This is a genomic window from Pseudoalteromonas xiamenensis (genome assembly GCF_017638925.1).
GTDB lineage: Bacteria > Pseudomonadota > Gammaproteobacteria > Enterobacterales > Alteromonadaceae > Pseudoalteromonas > Pseudoalteromonas xiamenensis.
In genome coordinates, this window is sequence record NZ_CP072133.1 from 2,916,299 (window position 1) to 2,930,037 (window position 13,739).

General features: G+C 43.9%; 7 protein-coding genes. 6 read left to right on the forward strand and 1 reads right to left on the reverse strand.

The features are described from left to right. The first annotated feature begins 532 nt into the window (after positions 1-532). The 6 genes from J5O05_RS14000 (at position 533) to hrpB (ending at position 11,936) form a co-directional block, all read left to right on the forward strand. Positions 533-1,861, forward strand: a complete 1,329-nt coding sequence (locus J5O05_RS14000; protein WP_208842617.1) for a TolC family protein — start codon at positions 533-535, stop codon at positions 1,859-1,861. A gap of 1 nt (position 1,862) precedes the next feature. Continuing rightward, positions 1,863-3,134, forward strand: a complete 1,272-nt coding sequence (locus J5O05_RS14005; protein ID WP_208842618.1) for an efflux RND transporter periplasmic adaptor subunit — start codon at positions 1,863-1,865, stop codon at positions 3,132-3,134. Beyond that, the gene (locus J5O05_RS14010; RefSeq protein WP_208842619.1) at positions 3,131-6,235 is read left to right on the forward strand and encodes an efflux RND transporter permease subunit; all 3,105 of its coding nucleotides are present in this window, start codon (positions 3,131-3,133) and stop codon (positions 6,233-6,235) included. The genes J5O05_RS14005 and J5O05_RS14010 overlap by 4 nt, the downstream gene beginning before the upstream one ends. Positions 6,236-6,612: 377 nt before the next feature. After that, complete coding sequence (locus J5O05_RS14015) at positions 6,613-7,509, forward strand: type 2 periplasmic-binding domain-containing protein (RefSeq protein ID WP_244369638.1); 897 nt, start codon at positions 6,613-6,615, stop codon at positions 7,507-7,509. A 2-nt stretch (positions 7,510-7,511) separates the two neighbouring features. Next, a complete protein-coding gene (locus tag J5O05_RS14020; protein WP_208842620.1) occupies positions 7,512-9,233 on the forward strand; it encodes a tetratricopeptide repeat-containing diguanylate cyclase in 1,722 nt (573 codons plus the stop codon). A 213-nt stretch (positions 9,234-9,446) separates the two neighbouring features. Further along, on the forward strand, positions 9,447-11,936 hold the full coding sequence (gene hrpB, locus J5O05_RS14025; RefSeq protein ID WP_208842621.1) for an ATP-dependent helicase HrpB: 2,490 nt from the start codon (positions 9,447-9,449) through the stop codon (positions 11,934-11,936). Between the two features lie 37 nt (positions 11,937-11,973). On the opposite strand, the gene J5O05_RS14030 is transcribed toward hrpB, so the two are convergent. Next, positions 11,974-13,653, reverse strand: coding sequence for a sensor domain-containing diguanylate cyclase (locus tag J5O05_RS14030; RefSeq protein ID WP_208842622.1), 1,680 nt, complete (start codon positions 13,651-13,653; stop codon positions 11,974-11,976). Positions 13,654-13,739 lie beyond the last annotated feature (86 nt).

Sequence of the window (13,739 nt, forward strand, 5' to 3'; positions counted from 1 at the left end):
ATTGTATTTAATTATGATGATGTCTTAACGGGATGAAAAAGAGTAATGACTATAATGTAAAAGAGAGTCCCCAATCAATAAACATTCTTCACAATGATGCATATGTATTTACAATAAGAGGTGTTTTCTTGTAACTGTATGAATTTTAAAAATAAAATATTGTGAAAAAATGTAAATGCGATACAAAATTTGAAACAATTAACTGCGACGAATGGAGGTAAAAAAGACAAAATGTATATTTATTATCTAGTTAGTTATTTTTGAAAAAGCGTGTTTAACTCGTCGATATTGTTGATTGTTTTCTAATCATCTTAAAAAACATCTAACATTTTACATTTTAAAGATGTTTTGCTTTTGTTTTGTATACATTTCGCTTTCATTTTATTGGTGATTTGGCGTTTGTTTTTGGTACATAAATCGGCTAAACGCAGTTTACCGCTGAACGAGTGTAAATCAGCGTAAATATGTTTGTGTATTCGAGACCGCTTCTCTACAGTTAGCGTCAATTATTGTGGAACAGATGTTTTAGCCCATGTATAAAACGCTCTCATTGGTGTGTATGTCATTGATACTGGCAGGGTGTCAGATCACTCAAGACACCGAACCCATGACCCGTCCAGAGTTAGCGCTAGTTTCGTCCCCTGAAAAACTCCAATCTCTCGATGACTGGCTAAAATTAGCGCTTTCCTATAACCCGACTTTAAACCAAGCGAAAGAAAGGGAAGTTCAGGCAAGTCTGGCTTTAGCCAATTCGAATGCTGCGCAATTACCGGATCTCAAGCTTGCACTAGATCACAGCCGACGTAAAACGAACGCAACGCTTGCTAATGGCAACAACCTAACGTTGTCTTTTAGTTGGGAACTTGATTGGTTGGGTAAACTCGACGATTCCGAGCAACAAGCCGTAATGGCCTATGAGCAAGCAAAGCAAGCAAGCTTTCAGTCGGAACAAACTGCGCTGAAACAAGTGAGCGTTGCTTTTTTAACGATGATCCAAACGCAAACGTTGTTGGACTTATATGAAAAGCGGGCAGCGTTACTCGGTCAACAGTTGCAGATGCTAGAGGAAAATTACCAATTAGGTTTAACAAGCGCTTTGGATGTTTATTTGGCAAGAAATAATGTTGCTTCAGAACAAAGCCGTGTAGTGCGCCAAAAGCAAGTCTTGGTTCAGGCGTTTAGTCAGCTACAGATTGCGGCTGGTGTGAAATCTACTCAAGGTGAGTTGACTCCGGCTATGCCAACGTTCAACGCCGCCAACTATGATTCGCTAGGCAGTGAAATGGCGCTAAATCGACCGGATGTACAGGCTGCTTGGTATGAGTTATTGGCGTCCAACAAGGCATCTGCGGCATCTTTCAAAGCACAGTTTCCTAATTTCAAATTGACAGCATCTGGCGGCTACAGTGCTGACGAGTTTAAGTCGCTTCTGAAAGGGGATTTTCTGTGGTCTTGGGTCGTCAATTTGTCACAACCTTTGTTTGATGGTGGCAGGCTTGCCAATGATTATGCTCGTTCACAAAGTAACGAACGTATTGCTAAGAGTAAACTTCAAGACACCTTAAATAAAGCCTACGGTGAAATAGAAGTAGAGCTTGCAAATTACCACGCTATTGGTGAGCGAGTGGGCTTAGCTGAAGTTGCCCTTGAGAATGCACGTATGGCTCAAGATCTGTCGTTTTCGCAATATCAAAAAGGACTGGTGAACTTCACAACCGTACTAGATGCACAAAAACGTGCATTGGATGCTGAAGTGACGAAAATCACGTTATCGACTGAGCAACGTCAACAAATTATCAATTTAGAAACTGCATTGGGACGACCGCTCTCGGCTTTGTTCTCGCTTAATTTGGAATCTTAAGATGAATCCTAAGTATCGTTTATCTGCCGCGATTGTTATCGCTATCGTCACTATTTTGGCGTTGATCCACTTTATGAAACCGGAGGCAAAACGTCGCAAAGCGCCACCAGTTCCGGCAATTAATGTTCAAGTACAAACCGTAACGGCTGAGCCGTACCAATTTACACTCAATTCATTTGGAGTGTTGAAACCTCGTACTCAATCACTTTTACAAAGCCAAGTGAGTGGTGAAGTTGTGTGGTTAAGTAGCCAATTCCGCGAAGGTGGCTTTTTCAACCAAGGTGATGTGCTCGTCAAACTTGATGACCGTGATTATCAAGCAAAAGTACAGACTGCAAAAGCAAACGTGATGAGTGCGGACCAAGCATTGATAGAAGAAAAAGCGCGTGGCGAACAAGCGCTTCAAGATTGGTTGCGCCTCGGAAATCAAGGTAAAACACCATCTGCCTTAGTACTGCGTAAACCTCAATTGGCTGCTGCCGAAGCCAAGTTATTGTCAGCAAAAGCGGAATTAGCCACTGCCGAACTTGCCTTGTCTCGTACTCAAATTATGGCGCCGTTTAATGGCCGTGTTCTCAGTAAAAAGGTCGATGTAGGCCAACTTGCGGGAAATAACACGCAACTTGCTGAGGTTTATGCGACAGATTACGTCGAGGTTCGATTACCGTTGAAACAACGCGACCTGCCATTTATTTCGTTACCAGAGCATTATCGTGACGGAGAGTCTCGTGCAGAGTTACCACGCGTTAGTCTTCGTTCTACCCTGTTTGGACAGCCTGAAATTTGGGAAGGTCGCATCGTTCGTACTGAATCGGCAATTGATAGCAATGCACAGCAATTATACGTTATCGCACAAATTGATGATCCGTTCAGTGCTCAGCACAAAAACAAAATGCCACTCAAAATAGGACAGTACGTAACCGCACAAATCCAAGGCAAAACGAAGGATGAACAACTGCTAATTCCTAACAAGGCGCTTTACCAAAATAGTTATGTGTTCGTTGTCAATGAAGGACGATTGCAGCGTAGAGATTTGAAACTTGCTTGGCAGAATGATTCTCACAGTGTTGTTGATAGCGGATTGCAAGCAGGCGATGAGTTGGTTATTAGTCCGCTTGGTCAAGTGGTCAGTGGCACAGCCGTAAACATCGTAGAAAAAGACGGTGTTGCACTTGAAGCAAAACCGAATAAACCTCGTCATGACGCTGAAAAAGGGAAAGGTGAGCGCAAACATGATGGGAAGCCACGCCAAAAATCAGGAGAGTCAGCATGATAGCTTGGTTTGCTCGAAATCATGTCGCAGCTAACCTGTTAATGCTCAGTTTGCTGTTTGTGGGGTTGATGAGTCTGTTTAAGGACATACCACTTGAAGTTTTCCCAGACACGGTCAGTGACAAAATATCTGTTTCTGTGTCACTGCGTGGTGCAACCCCTGAAGACGTTGAGCGAGGCGTGACGATTCGCATTGAAGAAGCGGTTGCAGACTTAGAAGGTATTGAACGGATCACCAGCCGCTCTACGGAAGGCAGTGCTAGTGTGACGATAGAGACGCAATCAGGTTATGACCCTCGTGAACTTTTAGCCGACGTCAAAAGTCGTGTTGATGCGATTTCAACTTTACCCATTGACGCTGAACGTCCACGCATTGCGTTGGCACAGAGAAACCGAGAAGTCATTAACTTAGCGTTATCAGGTCCGTTGCAAGAACGAGAGCTGAGAACGCTGGTTGAACATTTACGCGATGATTTACTGCGTGAAGGAGGGATCACGCAAGTCAGTCTTCAAGGTGTTCGTAATTATGAGATTGCGATAAATGTAAGCCAAGATACGCTTCGCCAGTATGATTTATCACTCGCAAAAATTAGCACGCTAATCAGCAACAGTTCTCAAGATATTTCGGCCGGGAACGTAAAAACGCAAAGTGGCGAAATTCTTTTACGTTCGAAAGGTCAGGCCTATCAAAAAGAAGAATTTGCGCAAATTATTGTAAAGACGGCAGAAGACGGCAGCTTAGTGCGATTAGGCGATATCGCAACGATTGCGGATAATTTTGAAGAAACACCATTGCTAACGCGATTTAACGGTGAACCGGCGGCGCTTATTCAAGTGTATCGAGTGGGTGAGCAAAGTGCGATTGACGTGGCGGATGCCGCTAAAGCCTTTGCTATAAAGAAACAAGCCACCTTACCAGAGGGGGTGAAGCTAACCTATTGGGATGATGATTCTGAGGTTGTTAAAAAGCGCCTAGCGACACTTACCTCTAATGCGATACAAGGCGGTATTTTGGTCCTTGCGTTACTGACCTTGTTCCTTCGTCCTGCGATCGCATTTTGGGTGTTTATTGGGATCCCTATCAGTTTCACTGGCGCTTTTTTAGCGATGGCCTATTTCAATATTTCCCTAAATTTAGTGAGCCTTTTTGGTTTTATTCTTGTGCTGGGAATTGTAGTTGATGATGCAATTGTGACCGGTGAGAACGTGTTTCGCCATATGCAGCAAGGAAAGTCGGGTTTAGATGCTGCAATTCACGGTACACAAGAAGTTGCAACGCCCGTAACGTTCGGAGTACTTACAACTGTTGTAGCGTTCATTCCCATGCTGATGATTGAAGGACAACGTGGCGCGATGTTCGCGCAAATCGCCGTGGTCGTGATCCCGGTTTTATTGTTTTCGTTGGTGGAATCCAAATTTGTATTGCCAGCACATCTTAAGTATTTAAAGCAAAAAAATGGCGATTCTGTGAGCGGTTTTTGCCGTTGGCAGCAAAAGTTTGCGAATGGGTTTGAACAATCCATTTTGAAATACTATCAGCCGATTTTACGTTGGTGCTTAAATAACAAAACGAGTACTTTGCTTGGTTTCAGCGGTATTTTTATTGTGATTGTAGCCATGATCATGTCAGGGTGGATGCGTTTTGTTTTCTTCCCTCGGATTGAATCGGAAACGGCTCGAGTAAACCTAACGATGCCTACTGGAACGCCGTTTGAAGTAACGGACGGCCATATTGACCGTATGGTAAAAGCTGCGCTTGAATTGAAAGACAAGTACACCGACCCAGAAACAGGACAAAGTGTTATTTTAAACGTGCTGTCATCGTCGGGGTCATCAGGTTCTAGCAATAGCTCCTCGACAGGACGGGTTCGTTTTGAAATTCAATCTCCTGAAGTCCGAGTGATGGATGTAAGCAGTGTACAGCTGGTTAACGAGTGGCGACAGCTTATCGGCCCAGTTGCGGGTGCTGAAATGCTGACATTCAGAGCCGAGTTTGGACGCATCAGTGACCCAATTGACGTCCAACTTACAGGCAATAATTTAGATGAATTGAGTCTGGTTGCCGAGAAAATCAAAGAAAAGCTTAACCATTTCGAGGGCGTGTTCGATATTGCGGACAGCCTTTCAGACGGGAAGCAGGAAGTTCAAATTGATTTGAATGACGTAGGCTTAGCGCTTGGTTTAAACCGTGCAGATGTGTTACGTCAGGTGCGCAACGCCTTTTATGGTTCGCAAGTGCAACGTATCCAGCGAGGGCGAGATGATGTGCGCGTAATGGTGAGATTGCCAACCGATGAGCGAGTTTCTTTAGCACAATTGGGGGCGTTTTTGATTTCTACGCCGACAGGCAAGCAAGTGCCGCTTGGACAGGTTGCAACCTTCAAAGCAGGTCAAAGTCCTGCATCGATTTATCGTATTGATCGCTATAGAACATTAAACGTGACTGCGGATATTGATAAGCAAAGCGTCAATATGACGGCATTGCAAGCCGATTTAAATCAGTTTTTGGCTGACCTAACCGCACAATATCCGGGTGTCGGTTATACACTAGAAGGTGAAGCAAAAGAACAGCGTCAATCCGTGGGGAGCTTAGAAATCGGGCTGCTGTTTACCCTGTTTGCAATATATGCGCTGCTGGCTATCCCCTTTAAAAGCTATGGTCAACCGCTGGTGGTCATGTCAGTTATCCCATTTGGCGCGATTGGCGCGATTGCGGGGCATTTGATCATGGGTATGGACCTTACCATGATGAGCTTACTGGGTATTTTGGCGTTAATTGGAGTTGTCGTGAACGATAGCCTTGTTTTGGTCGATTTCATCAATATCGCTCGAAAAAACGGTACTCCAATTAAAGAAGCGTTGCTTACCGCAGGCGTTTCGAGATTCAGACCTGTTATGCTTACGTCATTGACGACATTCATAGGTTTGATGCCACTTTTGTTTGAGCGCTCAACGCAAGCGCAATTCTTGATACCGATGGCCGTTAGCCTTGGATTTGGGATTTTATTTGCGACTTTTATTACGCTCATTCTTGTGCCAATTAACTATTATGTAATGGCGAATGGCAAAGCTTATCTACTCGGAAAATCAGCACCTGAGTAATGTTTAGCCCGACTGTCGTCGGGCTTTTTCATTTTACCTTTAACACTGTTTTTTATCCTACTTACTCTGAAAACCAGTGGCGTTGTCCATTAATGAGCTTATTGTATGCCATTTACAATGGCTCGTTTTCAACCTAAGAAGGAAACGCGAAAATCCAAATTTGATTAATAATCATACGGAAATGTATCTATAAATTCTCCTGAGTTGACTAAAATTAAATCAATCATTTGATGTTTTTGTTCTGCTTTTTGAAGTAGTTGCAGTAAAAATAATGAAAAAGGTTTAATTTTATCGTGAAATCTGTTTTCAATTGGTTAAAATGGGACCAGCTTTGAAAAGCGGACTCGTATTATCTGTCAATGAATGAGGAAAGGTATTTGAAGCAGTTTATTCAACTCATCGCTTTGCTGGTGGTGATGCCAATTCAAGCAAATACCTCTATCGTGGTGGATATTTTAACGAGTGAAAATTTTTCTTCTCGTTATCACGAATTTCTTGCCGGTCGTAGTCCGCTCGAGCTTGAGCATTTCTACCCCAACACGAAAGGCTCCCACATCGAGATTATTGAGATGGTGTTACTTCAACAGGCCTTAAGTTTAGGTGGTGAAAGTAGGCCATTGGAGTTTCGCCCTCAGCCTGCAGTTAACACCCTTGAATACAGCGCGTTGATCGCTGGTGATAGCGTGTTAATTGGCCGCTCTGTCTGGCATGAAGACATTATTGATTTAAAAGGTTCTCTATTTGTAAGCGAACCATTGGTGGAGGTTGGCCAATATGAAGCCGGCCTGTACGTAACAAAACGGAACGTTGCTTTACAAGACCTACCCGCAGAACGATTAGATCAAATAACCGTCGTTGCCAACCCTCGTTGGCAGGTTGACTGGCATGCACTTAATAACTTACCGGTTAATTTAATAAGCTTTATAGGTCCTTGGGAAACCATGTTAAACATGGTTGAAAACCAAGTGGCTGATGCCATGTTGGTCAATTTCAGTGTCAGTGAATCGTTAACGATGAATTTTGAAGGACGCGAATACGTTCCTATCAATAACCTGAAAGTGCTGTTGCCGGATTCACGTCATTTTGTTGTAAGTAAGCGTCATCCTGATGGAGAACGAGTATTTAGAGCGTTGAACAAAGGGCTTCGGATTTTGAAAGAACGGGGGACGATTGAACGTGCATTACGTGAGTCGGGGTTCATTAATTCCAGAGTCGCACATTGGAAGCCCGTGAATGCGGCAATGTTGCCTACAAATGTCCATTCAGGAAGGTAGCGATGAAGCGTTGTGTCTTGTTATTCATTCTTATCCAAAGCGCTTTATTGTGTGTACAGGCGCGAGAAGCCAATGGCCGAGGTATTGGTATTTCTGAACAACGGCAACAACTCAACGTCGTGTACGATGAACTACGTCGAGCGGTGCGTCGAGATTACGATTTATCCCTATTGCCTAGAATTCGTGTTTTTCGTGAACAAGCTAAAAGTTTTGGCGATGTGCCTATTATCATTGATTCTTATCTTCTCGAAGGGGCATTGTTTGAGCAATATGGTGCATACAAAGATGCTCTCGTAATGCATTTTGAAGCCTTGGCACTTGCTGAAAAAAGTCATGATGAACAACGTATTATCGATGTTTACTTCGCATTTGTTGAGCTTGAAGTGGAATTGGAACGATTTGACGCCGCTGAACGCTATTTACACAAAATTTCGAAAGCACTGCAAAGAAGTCAAATTGGCGGAACGCCAACTTACCTTTTATCGCTTTGGCAAGCACAGATATTGCAATTCAAGGGCAGTTATCGAGAAGTGGTAGCGAAGATGCGTCCGCTCTTTGAGCAAACTAATTTACCAGATGACTTAAAAGCAAAAGTGACGCTACTTTACGCGCGTGGGTTGTTGTCCAGTGGTGAATTTGAAGCAGCACGTCGTGCGTTACTCGAGGTTAAGTCGCTTCAGCAAGTGTATACCTCTAAAGAACAGATTGAATACCAAATTTTGCTTGCCAAGTGTCACCTTCAAGCTGGGGAATTCTATCAAGCTGAACTTTTGGCAACCAAAGAACTACAACAAACATTCGATACGCGTTACCTCACCGAACAAGGAGAGTTACAGCAAATTCTTGCTAATGCTCATGTACAGCAACAGCAGTACAAACAAGCCCATCTCTATATTCAACGTGCTTTGATGACTGAGCGTGCCATAAACCTGCAAAAACGCAGTAACAAAGTGCTTCAGTTGGAAGCGCAGTTTTCCGTCGCGCAACAAAAGCAGCAATTAAACGTGCTTGAGCGAGATAACGCACAGCAGGCACAAAAATTAGAGCGGCAGCAACAGCAACTGGAAAATGCAAGACTCACGCAACAGCGATGGATTTTATTGGCGCTGTTACTGTTTGGTGTAGGTGGTTTTTTATATTGGCGCTGGCAAAACAAGCGCTACTTAATTGTCCTTAAACAACAAGTACAAGCCAGAACAGCCGAGCTTGCTGAACGCAATGAACGTTTGCAAGCATTGAGTTTTACCGATAGTTTGACAGGACTTAGAAATCGCCATTATTTCTTTAGCGTAATTGATGGTTTTATCAGTCAAACTCAGCAAAGAGAAAGTGTGCTTTGCTTGGTCGACATCGATCATTTTAAGCGTATTAACGACACTTACGGTCATGCTGCGGGTGATGTCATTTTGCAACGTTTTGCGGAAATTCTAAAACAGTGCACTCGACGTTCAGATATCGTGGTACGTTGGGGAGGAGAGGAATTTTTGTTGCTTATGCCTGACATGTCACGACAAGAGGCATGTGAGGTTGCCGAGCGCATTCGATTGCAAGTCAGCAGTTATCCATTTGTGATAAATGACCACATCTTGACCTGCACGTGTTCAATTGGATTTGCACCGTTACCGCTCGTGCCTGAACGTGATAAATGGTTAAATTGGGAGCAAACCTTAGAACTGGCCGATGTCGGTTTGTACATTGCGAAAGAAACGCGTCGTAACGCTTGAATGGGAATAGCACAATTGGTGCATCCAGAGGCATATCAAAATGCCGAAGTGTTCTCAAAACAGGCGAGAGTACTCATCCGAAGCGGCGAGCTAAAGGTTTTTGCAAGTCACAGCCAAGTGATGTTAGAAACCTAAACGCCATGATTACGACGTTTCACGCAACATGGTGATGTCGTATAATCCTCATTAATATGATTTAAATGCGAAAAATCTGTGTTACCAATTCACCAACACCTTTCTCAAATTGCCCAGTTGCTTGAGGCAAAAGGAACACTCGTTCTTGAAGCCGAACCCGGGGCAGGTAAATCAACAGCGGTGCCGTTGTCGTTACTCAGTGCTACATGGTTGGGTGGCAAAAAAATCGTTATGTTGGAGCCGCGCCGAGTCGCTGTAAAATCGATAGCCAGTTATTTGGCAAAGCAATTGGGAGAGGCGATTGGAGAAACAGTGGGTTATCAGATCCGCAATGAATCCAAGGTGTCGGCAAAAACAAAATTGGAAATAGTTACAGAAGGCGTTTTAACACGCCGCATCCAATCCGACCCTGAGTTATCAGATACTGCCTTACTGATTTTCGACGAATTCCATGAACGCTCTATTCACGCCGACTTAGCATTGATGTTGAGTCAAGAAATTCGATTAGGGTTTCGTGATGATTTGCGAATTCTTGTGATGTCAGCAAGCATGGACAGCGAATTTGTCAGCGAATATCTTGATAGAGCACCCATTTTAGCCTGCGAAGGGCGAGTCTTTCCCGTGGAAACGCTGTATCAAGCTTCGGATAATCAGCCAATCGCTCAGCAGGTAAGTAAGGCTCTCAACTATGCCATGTCTGCCATGCCAAAGGGCGATGCCCTTGTCTTTTTGCCGGGGCAAGGTGACATTAGTCGCGTCTATAACTTGCTAAAAGAACAATTCGTTGATGAGGTTGAATTACTTACCCTATTTGGCGCGATGCCTTTGAATGAGCAAATGCACATTCTAAATGGGGGAAAAGGTGGCTTGCGACGTATTATTCTCAGCACCAATATTGCTGAAACAAGTTTGACTATTCCAAATATCACCATCGTAATCGATTCGGGTTTAGAAAAACGCATTAACTATGATGTTAAGTCCGGCTTGTCGCGATTGGATACGCAACGAATTGCGCTTTCGTCTGCAGTGCAACGGGCGGGACGAGCCGGTCGTACTCAAGCTGGATTATGTATTCGTTTGTGGTCTTCTCAGGAACAAACTACATTCGCGGACTTCCCCAAAGAAGAGATCATGACAACGGATTTGGATGGCGTTGTGCTGGAATTAGCGAAATGGGGGATCGCTCGATTTAATGAAGCAAATTGGTTGAGCGCACCTCCATTGCTGCACTTTGAATCGGCGCAAACACTAAACCGTCAGCTTGGTTTTTTGTCTGATGCAAATAAATTGACCGAACTTGGGCTTAAAGCCCATGCAATTCCGGCAGGGCCAAGACTTAGTGCAATAAAACTCGCAGCTTGCAATGAAAGTGAGAGGCAAGTTGCTTCGATTTTACTCGCCGTATTGCAAGAGCGAGATTTACTCTTAGCGCCACATTCAGCGCAACTATTAGACCGAATTCTGGTGGTGCTCGAGGGATTACAACGACAAGCAATATTTGGTGTTCGAAAGAACCTTGTTCAGCAAATTCTTCAATCCATTAAGTCTAAAAGTGACGCGAAACCAGTTGAGAGTACTTACTCACCAACCGAATTGTCTGAGCTGATCGCTCGGCTTTTGCTCGTGGGCTTTCCAGATAGAATAGCAAAACAAAGCCCGAGTGACCGTGCTCGCTACACGCTCGCGAATGGTCGTGGCGTACGACTAAAAGCAGATGATCCACTTTGTAAACATGACTGGTTGGTCGTTGTGGATTGTGATGGACAAAATAAAGATGGTTTAATTTATTTGGCAGAGCCAGTGTCAGAGCCTGTATTATTAGAGAAGCTGCAATCGCACTTAGTGGCAGAAGAGCGCTGGCAACTCGACGCCACAAAAGAAAAATTGGTGGGAAGACGAGAGTTGCGTTTTCAACAGTTGACGGTAAAAAGCGAAAATTTACCGGCGCCAAGTCCTAAGACGTTTAAAAAATGTGTCGCCTCGTTATTAAACGAAGAAGGACTTTCGCTGTTGAATTGGAACGAGCAATGTGTGCGATGGGTCGCTAGAACAAATTGGCTGTCGCAATATCTCAGTGATTTCCCAGAAATTAATGAACTTACCCTGGTTAATTCTGCGGCTGAATGGTTATTACCTTACTTGCCTGATGTCACCAATCTTAAAGCGCTAAAACAGGTGCCTATATTCGGCCTACTCAAAAGCACTTTAACGTGGGAGCAGCAGCAAATTTTAGAACAAGAAGCACCCGACAATTATGAAACCCCAAGTGGAACTAAGGTGCGGATTGATTATTGTAATGCAGCACCTACCGTCGCCGTGCGTCTTCAAGAAGTGTTTGGCGAGGTTGAATCGTCGCGCATTGCAGGCGGAAGGGTCGCGTTACGTTATGAGCTATTGTCGCCAGCCCTAAGGCCATTACAAACCACAAGTGATTTGGCGCATTTTTGGCGAAATGCCTACGTTGAGGTTGCCAAAGAGATGCGAGGACGATACCCAAAACACAGATGGCCTGAAGAACCTTGGTTAGAAAAAGCTGGGCACTCGCTTAAATCTCGTCAGCCAAAATAGCACAATGGCATCCACAACAAGGGGAGCGAACAGGGAGCTAAAGGTGGCTCCCGCCTTCAACAGTGTCTTCAGATTCTTCATATCTATACACAGCAAGGTTATTTCTGCCCAATTGTTTTGCTTTGGACAGGGCGTGACCCGCACGTTGCAAAAGGTCACTTTGTGAGACGGAGACGTCGTCATTAAAAGAAATTCCAATACTGCAGGATATTTTGACGGTACCCTTAATCGTCGTAATTGAACTTCCAAAGATAAGCGCTTTGAGCTCTTCCATAGCAAGTTCTATCGCATCTCGAGACTGTTCAGGCAGCAAAATGGCAAATTCGGAATCACTTAGTCGCCCACAACAATCTGCTTTTTTGGTAATAGTACGCATCGCCGTGGCGACTTTAGACAAAACAATGTCAGTAATGTCAGCACCCCAATGTTCGAGGAGCATTTGGAATTGGTCGATTTCTAACACCGCCAAACTAAGAGGCCGGTTAAACCGTTTTGCTCTATCAAGCTCTTCATCAAAACGTTTGTAAAAATATCGGCGGTTATAGAGACCTGTTATGGGGTCTTCAATCGCATTTTGCGCAAGCTGTAGATGACTTGCCTGAAGCTGTTGATTCCGCTCTGAAACTTCATCTCGTAGCTCTTCATTTAAATGGCGGAGCTTTTCTGCCATGGTAATAAACTCTGCGGATAGTTCTTTTGCTTCCAGCCAACCGCGATAACTATTGGTCGGTAATTTTTCTCCTGTACGTAGCTTATGTCCGTAGTCTCTTAACAGTTGTAGTGGGCTTTGAATGTACTTAGCGAGTAAAAGTGCGAGCACAATGGCGAAGATTACCATCATTAGACTGTAGTAAATAACCCGATTTTGGTTTTGGAAGGTGAGGTAATTGACCTCTTGTTCGTCAATCTTGACGACCAGTCCCCACCCTAATTTGGGTATAAATTGCGTAGCGGCAAGGACGGGTACTTCACGGTAGTCAGGCGCATTATTCATGATAATGGATTTACCGTGCAGCGCCTGAATGATTGGAACATCTTCTCGAATACTTGCGACTTTGCGATGAAAAGCGGCATCTGGGTCATATTTTAATGGCACGGCAAATATGGCGTCACCGTTTTTGTCTTGGATAGCAAAAAGCCATTCCCCCGTTTTTCCAAGCCCTGTTCTATCAGAGATAAGTTCATTGATAGCGGTAGTACTAAACGCCAGCTTTATAAAGCCAATAAGCGCATTCTCGAAGTAAATTGGTTGAACATGTACAAGTTGAACACCTGAGGTATCAGGGACTAATTCCGTTTGCAATTCAAAAGGATTCGCGAGCGAGACATGTGTATACGCGGTAGATGAATTGGTTGTGATCACCAGATTTCCAAGCGCATTGTACACCGTAAAGTGATCCAGTGATTTCAACGATTGTGTTGAATCAAGTAGTGTATTTTTAAGTGTTTCCAAATGGTTCTGAGTTCGTTCATTGAGCCAACCCGCGAGGGCTGTCTTTAACCCAACATTATTTGCGATCATGGCGGTGTAGTTTTGGGTTTCATTGACAAGCGCTTCAATACGACGTTTTCCAATTTGTGCCAGTGACGCAATTTGCTTCGCCATTAGGTCTCGATGGTATTGAGCCGTATTTAAATTGATGTAATACACCCCAATCAGCAAGGGTAAAATTGACAGTGACACACATAGGGACATTACAAGAAGTTTGAGCTTCATCTTTGCTCCTAAAATCCTTTTTCATTTCAAGTGTAGAATAGAATTTGGCTATTCAACCATTTTCTTTTTATTCGAATAAGCGGGAC